Genomic DNA, 15,728 nt, shown 5'->3' with positions numbered 1-15,728 from the left:
CGTTGTTCCGCTTCGCAGTAGATGCGACTAGAGGATTCAAATGGCAAAGATAAAGTCCCCCCTAAGATTCTCCCGCTACTTCAGGGTCAATCCGAAGGATTTGCAGACTCTCGGAGCCTTTGATCCGATACTTGAAGCGGACACGCCACTTTTCATTGACCCAATATTACTCGGGCATTCGAATTCTCCTGAAATATCTCAAGGTGCAGCGAGTCGTTCCAGCCAGTATTTCTCTGACCTATACAAACTATTGAAGGCCTCGCAAAGGCCCGGCGATATTGCATGGGATGCGGCTAGCAGACTTCTCCAATTCCATGAAGTGCCTGGAACCTGTTTGGGGTATGGAGGCGGATCAATCCACGGAAGTGGATGGGGAAACCAACTGACCGCCGATTTGCTTAGTCGCGCGAGCGACATAATCAAGGTTGGCGTTAATGACCCAAGGCTGTTTCTATTGATTGGGCTATTTTCAGAAGGCATTGGTCCTGATCGCATCAGCGACATGATCACCAATATTTCACTCCCAGATATCGCTGCCTATACGGAGCGTATCTGCGATTCTTTGGGTGTTCCTGTTGAAGAGTTTTCTCTTCAGGAGAACGACTACTTTTTGCCAGTCAATCCTTGTCAGAAGCGCCGCACTTCGATATTGCTGCTCCCGCGGGATATTCTTCGAGACCTCCCAATAGCATCGAGCATCGAGGAAATATGGGAGGCTGCGGCCCACAATGACGCGCTGCGCAACGGTATTAACGGGCAGATTGGCATCCTTTGGGAGAAAGTTAACAAAGAACAAAAACACGAAGTACTGAATGCGCTACTAAAAGACCCAAAATATGCTAACGATTTAATCGCCCGTTTGACTGAAATTCATTCGGACTCGTATGACCAGATAGCCGATGAACGTGGGTATCTCATATGGTCCGACCTAGCTTATGAAATCGCCGGAAACTATCCTAAGCTAATCAGCGCTGCCAGCGAGTTATCTTACGCAGAGTTGAACCGTATCGTTATTGCAATAATTGAACAATTCCAATTCCTAATGGAGAAACGAGACCTTTGGCGGGTACTACATGACTCCGATTCCCGAAAAACAGAAAAGACAGCACAAAGACTCTTTTTCGCAGTTTCTTATGCATATTGCATTGCAAATAATCTTGACGTGGTACCCGAAGCAGATACCGGAAATGGCCCGGTCGATTTCAAGTTCTCAAAAGGGGCGCATCCGAAGATACTCGTCGAATTGAAGCTGTCCAAAAACAACATACAGCATGGTCATGATATTCAGTTACCGACATATGTTTCTGCGGAAGATGCAGACGGTTCTCACTATGTGGTCATTGATGTTGGGAAGCTCGGTAAAAAGTGGCTAACCCTTCAGGCAGAAAGGTCAAACCGAAAACAGACAGAGCCGTGCATTTGGCTGATAGATGCTCAGGACCGGGCCAGTGCTAGCGTCCGATAGCCTCTGCATAGCACTCACGCGAGAGCAATTGCTACGACCCAGTGCCCCGATTCATCTTGTTTGGCGCGCCATAGAGGTCATAAGAGCCGTTCACGGCACCTCGTCACACTCTGATACGTAACCCACTCAAACCTTCAACAGACCTTTCCCTCGTGCTTCGCTACACTTCGTTTCGTGTAGTGAAAGTTCGTTTTGTATAGTGAAAGAAAGGTAGATGTCATGAACATGTTGGCTCAATTTGGTTTGGTTGCGTTCCTCGTCGCGCTTGTCCTGGCCCCGCGCATCCTGGCGATCCACTTCGATCTGCCGATGGGTAAGGAACAGCCGGAACACGATTACCGCTAAGCTCGCTGGTTTCGGTTTCGCGCAGTTGTTTCAGGCAATAAAGCGGTGCCGCCCTTTGGTGGGCCGTTGAGGCTGTAACCTTCGCGGGTCCGTTTTCTGGCCCCGCCGCATCCGGTGCTCAGCGCTGGATGGCGTCTCTCCCGACGCATTCCTCGGCGTGATCGCTTTCACGATCTACGCCGACCCGGCAGGTTTTCCCGGTCGTTTTCCTCGTCTCATCGCTTCCCGAGGTATCCACAGGAACCGAATGCCGTCAGGCGCGGTTTCCATCGGACTTCGGTAGGCGGTGTTTGCCCTGTCCTCGCTTCGTCGCCGCTGGCGGCGGTGGCCGAGCGGCGGGGTGTTTCCCGTGGACGATGCGGCGTGGCTCACAGGAGGGTGGCTGATCGTTCGGCTGTTGGTATTTCTCGCGACACGCGGCATAACTTCGACCGCAAATTCCAATCTTATTGCAGTGAGAAATATCTATATGGTCAAATATTAGTTTTTCGTTATAAATCGCGGTGATAAAGTGCATGGTAACGCATACGGTCGTGGTTGGACGTCTCGTCAGGTGGGCGAGATTCCTTTAGAGCCACGAGCGAGCCGCGAGAATAACAATGTGGACTTCCAGTGATTGATATTGAAGGCGTCTCCAAGCACTACGTCGTAGACGGCAACCCCATCCCCGCCATTTCGGACATCAACCTGCGCATCGAACCAGGTGAAGTCTTCGGCATCATCGGCGCGTCGGGCGCCGGCAAGAGCACGCTGATCCGTACCCTGAACCTGCTCGAACGGCCGGATGCCGGCCGCATTCTGGTCGATGGCAGCGACATTACCGCGTTCTCGAAAGAAGAGTTGCTGGCCTACCGACGCACGACCGGCATGATCTTCCAGCACTTCAATCTGCTCGGCGCCAAGACCGTCGGGGACAACGTGCGCTTTCCGCTCAAGCTGACGGGCAAATACACCGAGGCGGAGATGGATGCGCGGGTCGACGAGTTGCTCGATCTCGTTGAGCTCAAGGACCATCGTGACAAGTACCCGGCGCAGCTCTCGGGCGGGCAGAAACAACGCGTTGGCATTGCGCGTGCGCTGGCCAACCATCCGAAACTTCTGCTCTGCGACGAGGCGACCTCGGCGCTTGATCCGCAGACGACGCAGGCGATCCTGCGGTTGCTGCGCGATATCAATCAGCGCTTCGGGCTGACGATCGTGCTCATCACGCACGAGATGGACGTGATCCGCGCCGTGTGCGACCGGGTGGCCGTGCTGGACAAGGGCCGTGTCGCCGAACACGGGCTGGTGACCGACGTGCTTTTGCATCCGAAGCACCCGGTCACGCGTGCCATGGTGCGCGAGAGCAGCCATCACGAGGAGAGCGCCGACCTTGCTTCGACCCTCGGGCTTTCCGGCCTGCTGCTGCGCGTGACCTTCCTCGGCGAGATCACCTACCAGCCGGTGCTGGAGCGCATCGCGGTCAAGCTCGGCGTCAGCTTCAGCATTCTCGAAGGCGTTATCGGCCGCATCAAGGACACGCCGTACGGGCAGCTTACTGTGCAGGTGATGGGCTCGGCGGAAGACGTCGAGCGCGTCGAAGCGGCCTTCGCCGAACAATCCATTCACTGCGAGGTGCTCGGATCATGAGCCTTTTCCTCGAACTCTTTGCGGCCATCGACTGGGCCGACATCGGCACGGCAACGGTAGAGACGCTGACGATGGTCGGCGGCTCGCTCGTGTTCACCATCATCTTCGGTCTCCCCCTCGGCATCGTGCTGTTCCTCACCGGGCCACGGCAATTGCTTGCGCACAAGCAGGTGTACAGCTTCCTGTCGCTGCTCGTGAACCTGTTGCGCTCGATGCCCTTCGTGATCCTGCTGATCCTGATGATTCCGGTGACGGTGGCGCTCGTCGGCACGTCGATCGGCGTCGTCGGCGCGATTCCGCCGCTGGTGGTCGGGGCGACGCCGTTCTTCGCGCGGCTTGTCGAGAACGTGCTGCGCGAAGTTGACCGCGGCATTATCGAAGCGAGCCAGGCGATGGGCGCGACGCTGCGCCAGATCGTCTTCGGCGCCGTGCTGCCGGAAGCCTTTCCCGGCCTGCTCGCCGCGACGACGGTGACGGCGATTGCGCTTGTCTCATACGCCGCGATGTCGGGCGTCATCGGTGGTGGCGGCCTCGGCGACCTGGCGATCCGCTTCGGCTATCAGCGGTTCCAGACCGAAGTCATGTTCGTTACTGTCGCCATCCTGCTGATCCTCGTGCAACTGCTGCAGATGTTCGGTGACCGGCTGGTACACCGATTTACGCGTAGCTGAGTGCCGAATGACGAATGCAATGACAACCGCAATGACCGCCTGTCTTGCTATCGCGCATACCGATTTCCGATGTTGACCGCGAGCCCACAAGGAACGCGCGTGAAACGTCTCGACCCAACCTCATAAAGGATACAAAACCATGAAACTTCGCCTTACCGCTCTCTTCGCCGCCGCCTTGGCGGCCGTCTCGTTCGGCGCGCAAGCGCAGACCAAACTGACCGTTGCCGCGACCGCCGTGCCGCACGCCGAGATCCTCGAATTCGTGAAGCCGGCCCTGGCCAAGGAAGGCGTCACGCTCGAAGTGAAGGTGTTCACCGACTACGTGCAGCCGAACGTCCAGGTCTGGGAGAAGAAGATCGATGTGAACTTCTTCCAGCACAAGCCGTATCTCGACGAGTTCAACAAGAACAAGCGCACCAACCTCGTTTCGATCGCCAACGTGCACGTCGAGCCGTACGGCGCGTATTCCAAGAAAGTGAAGAATCCCTCCGAGCTGCCGAAGGGCGCGACCATCGCGATCCCGAACGATCCGTCGAACGGAGGCCGTGCGCTGATCCTGCTGGCCGACAACGGCCTGATCAAGCTCAAGGACCCGAAGAACATCCTCTCCACGGTGAAGGACATTTCGGAAAACCCGAAGGGCTTCAAGATCAAGGAACTCGAAGCCGCGACGCTGCCGCGCGTTCTCGACCAGGTCGACCTCGCGTTGATCAACACCAACTACGCGTTGGAAGCGAAGCTGGTGCCGACGCGTGACGCGTTGTTCATCGAGAACGCCAATTCGCCGTATGCCAATATTCTGGTGTCGCGCCCGGACAACAAGGACGCCGACGCAGTGAAGAAGCTGATCGCCGCGTTGCATACCCCCGACGTCAAGAAATTCATCGAGACGAAGTATCAGGGAGCGGTTGTACCGGCGTTCTGAACCCGGTTTTGCTCCATCAAAAAAAGCCTGCTTCGTGCAGGCTTTTTTGTGTCTACGAAGCTGACGCCAAGACTGTCGCGTTAGCATGACAGCGTTCTGAACCGTTTGCTGTCTCATGGCAAAGCCTTACGCCGTGCTGGATTGGCGCTTAGAAGCATTTGCGCCGGAAAGCTAACGATGCGACAATGGTGGACATATAAGACATGCGATGTCGAACTTTATAAACAGTTTGTGTGGGGCTTGAAATCAGATGGCGCGCGTCAAGAAGGCGGTCGATCTCTTCGAAAAAACAAAAAAAGTCTCTGCGGTCGACCTGGTCATCGAGAGCATCAAGAACATCCTGATCCAGAAGAAGATCCTGCCCGGCGATCCGCTGCCCAGCGAACAGGCGCTGGCGGAAAGCCTCGGGATCGGGCGCGGCTCGGTACGCGAGGCGTTGAAGATTCTCGATGCATTCGGCATTGTCGAGATCATCCACGGTGACGGTACCTACATCGCCACGTCGGCGAACAAGAAGATTTTCGATCCGCTGATCTATAGCCTCATCATCAACAACACGGACTCGGGCGAACTCATCCAGTTGCGCGAGATGGTGGAGATCGGCGTCGTGACCACGGTGATCGACTGCGCATCGGACGAGGACATCGCGCAGCTCAAGGCCGTGCATGAGGAATATGAGGGCCTAGCGAAGCGCAATGAGACGGACCTCGCCGTGCTCAACGCGTGCGACCTCAAGTTTCACCGTACGTTGGCGCAGCTCACGCACAACCACCTGATCGAGAACATGTACAACTTCGTCGTCGATATCTTTGCGCCGACGATCAACGGCTCGCGCGCGCTCACCACGCATCGCAAGCTTGTCGCCGCCATTGCCGCTCGCGACAAGATGGCCGCCATCGAAGCGGAGAAGGCGCATATCGCCACCTGGAAGGAAACGCGCGCCGCCGTTTAGCGCCGAGCCGCTGCTGCCCGTGTGCAGCAAAGCGCTCGCTGGTTGTTCATGCTTTTCCCTCGCGGCACCTCCGCCCTGCGGTCTCCTCACCTTCTCGCGTTCAAAAAAAGGCAGGTTCCGGTTACCCGGTACCTGCCCTAGAGGGCGAGAGCCAACTCTTGAACTAGACGAGCGCGTCGAGGCGTTCCTTCAAACGGGTGACGCCTCTTTCCGGCGACGTGAGGACGGGCACCGTCGGCGCATCCATGCCGACCATCACGCGAGCCATCGATGCTTGCGCGAGCACCACGACGTCGGCCGACGCCATTGCTTCCTTGAGGCCGGCAGAGACGATCGCGTCATGCGTCTTGTTGTCCCCGTCGAGTAGCGCCTTGAAGGCTTCGGACATCAGCTTGGCCTGAATGACGATTTCCTTCCCGGACTGCTTGGCCTTGCGCTCGATGTATTCGAGGGTCGGCTTCAACGTCGTCTCGACGGTCGCGAGCACGGCGACGCGCGGACCTTTCTGGATCGCTTCTTCAACCATCGCTTCGTCGACGCGGGTCACTGGCATCGAGGTCAAGTCCTGGCAGTGCTCGACACTGGCACCGATCGACGAACAGGCGGTCATGAAAACCGAACAACCGGCGCGTTCCGCCGCCTGCACGTAACCGGCGATGCGGGCGTTGATCGAGGGCGTCGGTCCGCCGCTCTTCATCACTTCGCGAATCATCGAGTCTTCGACGATGTGCATCACTTCGACATCGGGCATGGTCTTCGCCGCGAGCGACTGAAAAAGTCCGAGGGTGGCCGAACTCGTATGGAATATGGCTGCTTTCACTTTTTCACCTCAGCAAAACTGGTTGTTCTTCATGCCGTCGTCGAGCGCGGCCGCGAGAATTTCGGCCGCCTCCTGGTCCTCCGCGGCGGAGATGCCGCCAATGGCGAGCGCACCGAGCAATTGCTTGTCTTCGTTGTAGATCGGCATGCCGCCGGGCATCGCGGAGAACTTCTCATCGGCGAAGTACGCGATGTTCAGGTTCTCTTTCTGCAATCGCTGCAGGAACGATTGTGTCGGCACGCCCATGCGCGCCGCCGTATAGGCCTTGCGCTGCGTCAGTTCGATACTGAGCACCTTGGCGTCGTCGGTGCGGGCGAACGCGAGCAGGAAGCCGTTGCGATCGCAGACGGCCACGCTGAGTGCGCGCCCGCCATACTTTTCGTTCGAGAGTTTGAGGGCGTGCTCGACCACGGATCGCGCCGCCCGCTGGTTCAGGTTGTGCAACATGGTGATTTCCTTTCAGCGCTTGGGCCGGATGTTGAGAATCTGGCGGGCTTCGTCGGGCGTGGCGATTTCGCGGTCCATGCCGCGCGTGATGGCGACGAGTTTTTCGACGAGTTGGACGTTGCTTTCAGCGCGCTCGGTGGCGTTGAGGAACTTGCTGTCCTCGAAACCGATGCGCACCAGATCCGCACCCATGCCGACGGCGGCGGCGATGAAGGAGAAGTCGCGCCGGCCAAAGTGCGTCACGCCCCATAACGCGCCCTTCGGAATGAAGTGGCGGAAGTGGACCAGAGCGTCGATCGTCGCCGGCATCGTGCCGCGATGGCCGAAGACGGTATTGATCAGCAACGGTCGCGACAGCTTCAGTTCTGGCTCCAGCTCGCAGATCGCGTTGATCATGCCAACTTCGAAAACCTCGTATTCGGGAACGATGGCTTTCTCGACGGCAAGCTGCGCGCAATAGCGGATGTCCGGTAGCGAATTGGGATAGACGGCGTCGCCGAGGTTCACCGAGCCGCCGTTGAGCGATGTCATTTCGACGAGCGGACATTTGAGCAGCGGCGCGCAACGCTGCTCCATGTTCATGTTGGAAATGCCGCCAGAAGAGGCTTGCAGGATGATGTCCGACCCGGCGCGAATGCGCTTGATCGTATCTTCGAAGTCGCTGACGTCGGGCGTCAGCTTGCCGGTTTGGTCGCGCACATGCAGATGCACCAGCGCGGCGCCGGCCCGTGCCGAGGCGACGGCCTCCATGGCGACTTCGGCGGGAATGACGCGTGTATCCGCCGCCGATACCGGCGCGACGGAGATGATCAATTTACCCATATGTCATAGTCCTTGGTGGTGGCCTGGCCGGTGGGCGCCGAAACGCACACCGACTCAGGTCAGGAAACGGGGTTTTTCAGAGGAATCCGGTAGAGATCCAGGGTACGAAGGCGACGATGAACAGGCCGAACACCAGGGCCGCCAGGTAACCCCAGATGTAGCGGATACCTTCGTCAGGATGGACCTTGCTCACCGCGCAGCAGCCGTAGTAGCCGACACCGAACGGCGGCGAGAAGAGGCCGGCGCCCATGGCGAGAATGACGACCATGGCGTAGTGCACCTCATTGACGCCAATCTCCTTGGCGATCGGGAAGAGCAGGGGGCCGAAGAGCACAATGGCCGGGATGCCTTCGAGGACGCTGCCGAGAATGATGAAGGCGAAGATCGAAACGATCATGAACGTCGTCTGCCCGCCGAGTTGCTTCATCAGATGCGCCAGATCCTGCGAAAAGCCGGACTGCGTAAGGCCCCACGCCATGGAAGTGGCCGCGCCGATGATGAAGATGATGGCGCCCGAAAGTGAAGCCGTCTCGACGAGCATGCGCGCGGCGCGCTTGAAGTCGAACTGCCGGTAGAGCAGTAGTCCCGCGAGCACCGAGTAGGCGATGCCGAGTGTCGAAACTTCCGTCGCCGTTGCCACGCCGCCGACGACGGCGAAGCGGATCAGGAACGGTAGAACCAGTGCCGGCAGGGCGACGACGAAGAGCTGAAAGATCTCTTTCTTCGTTGCCCGTTTCACCTGGCTCAAGTCTTCCGATCGATTGCGCCGCCAGACGACGAAACACAACGCCATACCGACGATGAACGCCGGCAACAAGCCGCCGGTGAACAACGCGGCGATCGACACGCCGGTGACCGAACCGATGGTGATCAGGACGATGCTTGGCGGCACCGTCTCGGTCTGCGCACCGGTGATCGAGAGCAGGGCGACGAGGTCGCCCGCTTTCGCGCCGCGTGCTTTCATCTCGGGGAAGAGCACGGGAGCGACGGCCGCCTGGTCGGCCGTCTTCGAACCCGAAATGCCCGACACGAGGTACATCGCGCCGATCAGTACGTACGACAGTCCGCCTTTTACGTGTCCCAGCATGCTGGCGAGGAAGCGCACCATCGCCCGCGCCATGCCCGTCATCTCGATCAATTGGCCGAGGAAGACGAAAAGCGGCACGGCGAGCAGCACCAGATGCGACATGCCTTCGTCAAGACGCCCGACCATCACCAACATCGGCGTACGCGTCGTCAAACCGAGATAGCCGAAGGTCGCGAGCGCAAACGAGAACGCGATCGGCACGCCGGCAAACACGTTGGCACCGACGACGCCGACGAAGAAGATGAGCAGGTTGGTCTTGCCCAGCGACTTGAGCGACGGCCCGGCCATGTAGAAGAGGGCGACGACGAGGACGACGCCCACGGCGGCGGTGATGACGTTGATCCGTTTTCCTACGAGGCACAGGCGGAGAAGCGATGTAACGGCCATCAGCCCGCAACCGAGCGGGATCGCGATTGCGCGCCAGATGTTGCTGATTTCAAGCGCAGGGGTCGTGATCATTGCTTCCTCGCTGGCGTACTCCCATGCCGGGCCGAAGATCAGCAGCAGGAAAGCCAGCGAAGCCACGATCGCCAAGGTATCCATGAACGCACGATTGCTCGCCGACATCTTGGAGACGATGGCCGTCATCCGCATGTGCTCGCTGCGCCGCAAAGCGACTACGGCACCGAGCATCGAGAGCCAGAGGAACAGAATCGAAGCAAGTTCGTCGGCCCAGACGAGCGGGCTGTGCAGCAGGTAGCGCGACGTGACGCCCGAAAGCAGAACGACAATTTCGGCAAAAACCAGGGTGCCGGCGACAAGCTCCACGCTACAGCCCAAGAACTTGTCGATCGGGGTCACGACCCGCTTGAGCGCCGTGACCTCTTCCTGTTCGGGCGTTTCGAGTGCCAGACTTGCGGAAGGCGATTGCATGGCCCGCTCCCTTGGTTACAGCTTGCCGACGTACTGCTCAAGCAAGGTCCACGCTTCTTCGCCGAACTTCTGGCGCCATTCGGCGTAAAAACCGGCTTTGCGCAAGGCTTCACGGAAGGTCTCCGGCGTCGTCGTGTTGAACACCATGCCCTTCGCCTTCAACTCGTTTTGCAGCGAGTCGTTAAGGGCGCGGATGTCTTCACGTTGCTTCAGGCCGGCCTCATTGAACGAGGTGGTCAAAATCTTCTGCAGATCCGGCGGCAGCGACTTCCACGAGCGGCCGTTGATCACAAACCAGTAGCCGTCCCAGATGTGGTTGGTCAGCGAGCAGTACTTCTGAACCTCGTTCATCTTCGCCGTTTGGATGATTGCCAACGGATTCTCCTGAGCGTCGACGACCTTGGTTTGCAGGGCGAGATAGACTTCGGAGAACTGCAGGCTGGCCGGCGCCGACCCGAGTGCCTTGAACATCGACACGCTGAGCGGGCTCACCGGAACGCGGATCTTGAGGCCCGCCATATCCTGTGCCGAATTGATCGGCTTGTTGCTCGTGGTGACCTGGCGGAAACCGTTGTCCCACATGCGCTCCAAGCCGTGCAGCCCCGCCTTCTCGAACTTCTCACGAACGTGCTCGCCGACCTTGCCGTCCATCGCTGCCCAGACCTGCTTGTAGTCGGCAAAAGCGAAGCCGACCGCATTGATCGCCGCCGAGGGCACGAGTGTCGCAATAACCAGGGCAGACGGCGTGAACATGTCGATGCCGCCATTGCGCACTTGCGCCAGCATGTCGGTATCGCCGCCCAACTGATTGTTCGGGAAAATCTGGATCTGGAGCCGTCCGTTCGACTCCTTGAACACGCGGTCCGCCGCCTCTTTCGCGCGGACGTTGAGCGGATGCGTAACCGGCAGATTGTTGCCGTACTTGAACACGAACTCCGGTGCGGCGTAAGAAGCGACCGGCGCGGCGCCGATCCCGGTCAACAACGAAACTGAAACGAGCGCGCGCAGCACGCCCCGTCTAGCCAGACTAGCCATGTTCCCCCCTTTAAGTTGCGAATATTCTCTCGTACACGCGGCACACCCGATAAGACCGGTTGTTATTAGTCACATATCGGACATGTGGTATCGAATTAGATGCTCTTTGAGCGCGGCTTGTCAACCCCTGGAGCGTTGAGGAGATCGCCTTCTTGGTCGGTTAACTGACTGTGAGTGGGCTCCGTGAAGCTACTTGCGGAGCTATCGAGTGCGTGGCGTGGGGGAAGCGTGAATGAACGCAATCTACTCATTAGTAAGCGCCGGGGAAGGCAGGCTTACCACACCCCGTGTCGGGGGCTACTACATGTATAAAAGGAGCGCTCTTTTGACCCTCGTGCTCTCGCTTTGAGCGGCAGTCTTCAGCTTATGCATCTCGGACTCGTGGTCCGAAGTATCCTCGATCGGATTAGCTACTTACTTGTGTAGTGCTTTCCGTTCCATTCGAACGTCGTTTTTTCCACAACGCCACTTTCAATAATTTCGCGACCTTCCAATGTGAAATATCCATTAATTAACCTCTTTGTCGGGCCGATACCAGAACCGAAAAAAGAGAACTCATAAGTGATCGCGCCAGATTCTCCTTTAATGAATATGCCGGTATATCCATTTCTGGCCTTCACGATAGATTCCACCAGGCATATCTTAAGCGAGTTGGTTTTGTTCGCTGGTCTTTCTCTAAAATTTAGTGCCGATGTAAAGATTTCGACGTTATCACGACACTGTTTTTCATCACCACAAACAAAGGTTGTGAATTCGTCATCTTTCATTAGTTGGCGAGCCATTTTCTCCTTTACATCATGGCCACCACAGGCATATGCCGTGATGGACAAGAAGAAAAAAATATGCAGATTGCCTTCATAGTCACTGTTCACTATGTTGGTGGGGCGATTTTCCCTTTTGGCTTTGGCAATTTTTTTGTGAAGCTATGCTTTGGGGCGTGGCCCTTAGTCCACTATTTCCACTGGCACCCGGTTGCCGGAGCTCTTTCGATGTCGTTATTTAGAAGAAAGAAAAACTTCCTTCTGCTCGTGTAGTTTTCATAGGTGGCCGAAGGAATTTGTGTGCCCTGCATAGTGATCTCGTAAGCGCCTGTGATCTTCCCATCTACGATCTCTAACCATAGATCTGTGTGCTCAATGGGTGCATCCGGAGACGTCACGTCGCGCACACTGCTTTTAAGAACAATGGGAATGGCTTTCTTTGAATTATATCTGACAAATCCCGTCATCCATTTAGCATCTTTGTCAAAATAGAAGCGCATCTCCATATTGACAGGTTTTGGGTCGGTTGACGAAAGACACAATACGTCGATGCCAACGTCAGCACGGGTGCTTCCATAGAAGAGAACCAACAAACAAAAAAGAAAATATTTGTTTTTTATAATCATGGCTTTTGGTGTTCAAAGTTAATGCTCAAATGATGCTCTGTGGGATAAAACTTCTTTTTGACGTGTGGCGGATTTCCCGTCATTTCTGGTTGTCCATTAGAACCGATTACTACCTCTTTTTGGCTATTCCGTCTCCATGTAAAGTTCAATAATTCGGGAGTTGCCGGAAAAGGTTGGTCGAGTAAGATACTTTTTAGATACATCACCGATTGAAGCCTTGAATCCAAACTATTCAGATTTTCTATTGCCACATAGCCATTGACGTCTTTGCTTGCAATGATTGCATTTTCCTGTTCAACTCCAGCATCTAGGTGGCTTAGCATATTTTCTCGTTGTGCAACATAAAACCCTGCACTGTCAGCACAGTTTTCAACGTTATAGTCTGTATTGCTCCTGGCTATTAGCTCATCTGGATCCCACCCTAGGTTGGGATATTGAGGGGGAGGGGGTTCCATTGAAAACTTGCGGAACTTCCCGTACTTTCTGTAATTGTCTAGGCGCGTAAGCTGTATTAGCCCTCTACCGTAATATGGGCTATAAGGTTGGTTTTCACCCGCGCCTTCCTTAACCTGGCTTAAATAGCCCGTCTCTGGTATGACGTGAGCAAAAAAATGGGTCAGCCGATTTCTCGCTGCTCCGATTCCGTATTTTCTTGTTGTCCTATTAAAGGCCAATTTCCATCTATCTGCCCTAGTGTTCGCTGTTTGCCATCCAACAGACTGAGGGTGGAATGACGTGTTTGCCAGATGTAACGTTCTTCTTGGAAAGCACTGGGCGAACTCGCTTTGGCTTAGCCATCCGCATCTCCTGAACAACTGAATGAATCTGCGTGGATGAAAGCGCCACGGATTGTCGGGTAACGGGGGGCTTTGGGCAGGAACCCGTTCCCAGAAGCACAATGCTTCGGCGTGCGCCTTAAAAGCGGTGAAATCGTCTTCGCTCAATGGGTTAGAGCATTCCAGAGATTTGCTCTTGAGCCAACCCCAGCGCTGGTCCAGTGTTGAGGAGCGCCATTCGGTCGGGAAACGGCAGATGGAGTGGTCGAGTTTGCGCAGTATCGTTTGGTCGCACAGGCTTTCCCTGGGCTCAGCGGCGTCGACGATGCCATCCTTGTTCTTGTCAAACCACGACCGGATCGTCGGTGAATCACAGCGGCTGTCTTGATCGGCACTATCGTCGACGAAGCGCCAGCCTTTCCAGTGCGGGAAATCCGCATCACTGAATTTGCGGACATCGGGAGCGTTTAGGTTCGCCCAGCCCTCGCCCCCCGAGTGGCGGACCCGACGCCAGTGGGGCACATTAGCCGGAGTGAGCGTTTCGTGCGCCGTGTCGAGGATACGTCCGAAGCGCAAAAGTTCATACACCGCGCTCGGCGCCGGACGGGCGCCCACCGGATAGGACGTGCTGATTGCCGTGGCTCGGGTATAGAGGTTGTACTCGGCGTCTTGCTCGCAGAGTGGTTCGCCTATAGGCGTTCCATCTTCACGGTAGGTCGTCAGATAAGCGCTGCCCCGCTGGTTGGCTACACCATCGCCAGAGGCATAGCGTAGACCGACGATCAGCGCTTCCGTCGTCCTGCTTGTGGCGACTAGCGGTACGGCAGGCTGGGTAACCGGTTGATTGGGCGGACGGTGGTGTGCAACTGGATCGTTATCAAGCGGCTGGGATGGATAGATCGACGTTCCCGCCGGAAGACGGAAATACAACTCGCCGAATACCGCATCACAGCGTCCATCCCGGTCTACCGCCAAATCTCCTTCGGTACGTCCCGTGAGCAGACGAAGATTCTCGTGGTCGCAAAAGATTTCAAAATGGATGCGATGGGGTTGCCCGTAGATAAACCCAGCCGCGCCGATTTCGTCTTTGCGATAGATTGGCCGGTTGTTACGCACTCCTTCGGCAATGCTTTCGAGATGCATGTATAGGGAATAGAAGACGACCGTAGTTGCTTGCCCTTGCGCGTTGGCGCCAATATCGGTTTCGTGGCGGATTAGTATCACTCCGTCACTCGTCCAGCAATTGCCCTGAGCTGTTGCGCCATAGTTGAGCGGTGAAGCGTCTGTGGTGCGAGCCGTCGGGCGGCGTACATAGGCTATTCGACCATCTGCAATGGCACGTACAGGAAGGGCGAGGTTATTGCCGATAGATGGAGCAACAAGATGACTACCGCCATGCCAACCAAGCTCGAGGCTGACCGGGTAGCTGCCTGCGATGGTCTCGTCACCCCAACCCGGGATATGGCCCGTCGCCACGCTGGTCATGGCCGTCTCAAGCCATGCCTCATCCGTTTGATCTGCATTGCGTGGGGGCAAAAAAGGAGGGCTGATCAGCATGTTCTTCAGGCGGAGAAATTGAAGCGTTTCTTGCGGGAAAATTCGGATTGCGGAAACTGCGGATAAGGCACATCCATCCGTGCCGGCCCCGTCCACGGATGCTTGGCCGCTCGCATACTCACCGTATCGGGGCAATGAATCTCGATGTTCCCATCCTTGATCCGGATGTAGCCGCCGCCTGAGGTGAGCAGGATTTCCTGTTTGCCGGCGATCGTGATCTTTCCCTTGCACGACGTGACCGTCACATCCTTGTCCGCCGTGACCTCGACCTCCCCGTGCTGCGCCTGCACCTGGACCTTGCCCTGCGCCGCGATGAGTTTCATCGCGATGGTGTCCTTCACCCCATTCACAAAGAGACTCATGTGCTGGCCGACGTTGGAGAGCCAACGCCGGCCGCTCGTCTGGTTCGTATCGCGCTGGGCGGTGAAGTCAAGGTTCGTGCCCGTGGCGAGCGAGAGGTTCTGCCCCGTGAGCGCCGCGATCCCCGCCGGCGCCGAGAGCACCAGCAGCGGTTGCCGTCCGGCTTCGTCGTGCGCCGTCTTGCCTTCCTTATCGGTATTGCTCCCCGCCTCCCAGGCCTTGAGGGCCTCGACGTGGTGTTTCAAGTGCCCGGCGGTGGTTTTCCCTTCCCGGGCATTGTCCGGGCTGACGGTCTCGGGACCGTGTTCGAGCGTATCCGCGAGTTGTTTCGTGGCAACGTCGGCCAAACTCTTCGTGAGTTCGTACGCCGCGTCGAGCTGGCTCTGCGCGTGCGCGCGCGCGAGCTGCTTACCGGTGGCGCCGGTCTGCGCCTCGGTGGTCAGGAAGAGTCCGTCCTTGGCCCGGATCGCCCCGTGGTGGTCGGTCCGCAGTTCAAAGCCTTCGCCGCGCGGTGCGCCTTGGCCGTCGGTGCGCGGGTGAATGAGGTACCCCTGGTTGAGCTGCGTCTTGCCGTGTT

15 protein-coding genes are annotated in these 15,728 nt (G+C 57.1%); 6 read left to right on the top strand and 9 right to left on the bottom strand.

Going from position 1 to position 15,728, the window contains the following annotated elements:
* Positions 1–40: 40 nt before the first annotated feature.
* The 6 genes from NZ453_RS11705 to NZ453_RS11680 all read left to right on the top strand — a co-directional run bounded on the left by NZ453_RS11705 (position 41) and on the right by NZ453_RS11680 (position 5,987).
* Positions 41–1,465 carry a hypothetical protein gene (locus tag NZ453_RS11705; protein ID WP_263770779.1) on the top strand — a complete coding sequence of 475 codons (1,425 nt, stop codon included), beginning with the start codon at positions 41–43 and terminating at the stop codon, positions 1,463–1,465.
* 219 nt (positions 1,466–1,684) lie between these two features.
* Entirely contained in the window at positions 1,685–1,810 is a 126-nt protein-coding gene (locus NZ453_RS11700) for a hypothetical protein (RefSeq protein WP_263770778.1), read from the top strand.
* Positions 1,811–2,422: 612 nt separating this feature from the next.
* Entirely contained in the window at positions 2,423–3,439 is a 1,017-nt protein-coding gene (locus tag NZ453_RS11695) for a methionine ABC transporter ATP-binding protein (RefSeq protein WP_263770777.1), read from the top strand.
* Entirely contained in the window at positions 3,436–4,110 is a 675-nt protein-coding gene (locus NZ453_RS11690; protein ID WP_263770776.1) for a methionine ABC transporter permease, read from the top strand. The genes NZ453_RS11695 and NZ453_RS11690 overlap by 4 nt, the downstream gene beginning before the upstream one ends.
* Positions 4,111–4,249: 139 nt before the next feature.
* The gene (locus NZ453_RS11685; RefSeq protein ID WP_263770775.1) at positions 4,250–5,035 is read left to right on the top strand and encodes a MetQ/NlpA family ABC transporter substrate-binding protein; all 786 of its coding nucleotides are present in this window, start codon (positions 4,250–4,252) and stop codon (positions 5,033–5,035) included.
* Between the two features lie 250 nt (positions 5,036–5,285).
* Positions 5,286–5,987, top strand: a complete 702-nt coding sequence (locus tag NZ453_RS11680) for a FadR/GntR family transcriptional regulator (RefSeq protein WP_263770773.1) — start codon at positions 5,286–5,288, stop codon at positions 5,985–5,987.
* Positions 5,988–6,150: 163 nt separating this feature from the next.
* Here the strand turns inward: NZ453_RS11680 and NZ453_RS11675 are convergent, their stop codons facing one another.
* The 9 genes from NZ453_RS11675 to NZ453_RS11635 form a co-directional block, all read right to left on the bottom strand.
* The gene (locus NZ453_RS11675; RefSeq protein WP_263770772.1) at positions 6,151–6,807 is read right to left on the bottom strand and encodes an aspartate/glutamate racemase family protein; all 657 of its coding nucleotides are present in this window, start codon (positions 6,805–6,807) and stop codon (positions 6,151–6,153) included.
* Positions 6,808–6,816: 9 nt separating this feature from the next.
* On the bottom strand, positions 6,817–7,254 hold the full coding sequence (locus NZ453_RS11670; RefSeq protein ID WP_263770771.1) for a GlcG/HbpS family heme-binding protein: 438 nt from the start codon (positions 7,252–7,254) through the stop codon (positions 6,817–6,819).
* A gap of 12 nt (positions 7,255–7,266) precedes the next feature.
* The gene (locus NZ453_RS11665; protein ID WP_263770770.1) at positions 7,267–8,076 is read right to left on the bottom strand and encodes a beta-keto acid cleavage family enzyme; all 810 of its coding nucleotides are present in this window, start codon (positions 8,074–8,076) and stop codon (positions 7,267–7,269) included.
* Positions 8,077–8,152: 76 nt separating this feature from the next.
* On the bottom strand, positions 8,153–10,036 hold the full coding sequence (locus NZ453_RS11660; RefSeq protein WP_263770769.1) for a TRAP transporter large permease: 1,884 nt from the start codon (positions 10,034–10,036) through the stop codon (positions 8,153–8,155).
* 15 nt (positions 10,037–10,051) lie between these two features.
* Positions 10,052–11,071, bottom strand: a complete 1,020-nt coding sequence (locus NZ453_RS11655) for a TRAP transporter substrate-binding protein (protein WP_263770768.1) — start codon at positions 11,069–11,071, stop codon at positions 10,052–10,054.
* Positions 11,072–11,481: 410 nt separating this feature from the next.
* Positions 11,482–11,943 (bottom strand): hypothetical protein, encoded by a 462-nt coding sequence (locus NZ453_RS11650; RefSeq protein WP_263770767.1) that lies wholly within the window; start codon positions 11,941–11,943, stop codon positions 11,482–11,484.
* 80 nt (positions 11,944–12,023) lie between these two features.
* Positions 12,024–12,458 (bottom strand): hypothetical protein, encoded by a 435-nt coding sequence (locus NZ453_RS11645; protein WP_263770766.1) that lies wholly within the window; start codon positions 12,456–12,458, stop codon positions 12,024–12,026.
* Positions 12,455–14,791 carry a M23 family metallopeptidase gene (locus NZ453_RS11640; RefSeq protein ID WP_263770765.1) on the bottom strand — a complete coding sequence of 779 codons (2,337 nt, stop codon included), beginning with the start codon at positions 14,789–14,791 and terminating at the stop codon, positions 12,455–12,457. The genes NZ453_RS11645 and NZ453_RS11640 overlap by 4 nt, the downstream gene beginning before the upstream one ends.
* A 5-nt stretch (positions 14,792–14,796) precedes the next feature.
* The coding region (locus NZ453_RS11635; protein ID WP_263770764.1) for a DUF2345 domain-containing protein at positions 14,797–15,728 on the bottom strand (932 nt) is incomplete at its 5' end.

Origin of the sequence: Propionivibrio soli, from assembly GCF_025770765.1 — a bacterium.
GTDB lineage: Bacteria > Pseudomonadota > Gammaproteobacteria > Burkholderiales > Rhodocyclaceae > Propionivibrio > Propionivibrio soli.
The sequence above is the reverse complement of the archived record's forward strand: the minus strand, read 5'-3'. Positions and strand labels throughout refer to the sequence as shown.

Coding starts and splice junctions, on each gene's coding strand:
- NZ453_RS11705 (WP_263770779.1), top strand. CDS start 41: ATGGCAAAGATAAAGTCCCCCCTAAGATTCTCCCGCTACTTCAGGGTC.
- NZ453_RS11700 (WP_263770778.1), top strand. CDS start 1,685: ATGAACATGTTGGCTCAATTTGGTTTGGTTGCGTTCCTCGTCGCGCTT.
- NZ453_RS11690 (WP_263770776.1), top strand. CDS start 3,436: ATGAGCCTTTTCCTCGAACTCTTTGCGGCCATCGACTGGGCCGACATC.
- NZ453_RS11685 (WP_263770775.1), top strand. CDS start 4,250: ATGAAACTTCGCCTTACCGCTCTCTTCGCCGCCGCCTTGGCGGCCGTC.
- NZ453_RS11680 (WP_263770773.1), top strand. CDS start 5,286: ATGGCGCGCGTCAAGAAGGCGGTCGATCTCTTCGAAAAAACAAAAAAA.
- NZ453_RS11670 (WP_263770771.1), bottom strand. CDS start 7,254: ATGTTGCACAACCTGAACCAGCGGGCGGCGCGATCCGTGGTCGAGCAC.
- NZ453_RS11665 (WP_263770770.1), bottom strand. CDS start 8,076: ATGGGTAAATTGATCATCTCCGTCGCGCCGGTATCGGCGGCGGATACA.
- NZ453_RS11660 (WP_263770769.1), bottom strand. CDS start 10,036: ATGCAATCGCCTTCCGCAAGTCTGGCACTCGAAACGCCCGAACAGGAA.
- NZ453_RS11655 (WP_263770768.1), bottom strand. CDS start 11,071: ATGGCTAGTCTGGCTAGACGGGGCGTGCTGCGCGCGCTCGTTTCAGTT.
- NZ453_RS11645 (WP_263770766.1), bottom strand. CDS start 12,458: ATGATTATAAAAAACAAATATTTTCTTTTTTGTTTGTTGGTTCTCTTC.
- NZ453_RS11640 (WP_263770765.1), bottom strand. CDS start 14,791: ATGCTGATCAGCCCTCCTTTTTTGCCCCCACGCAATGCAGATCAAACG.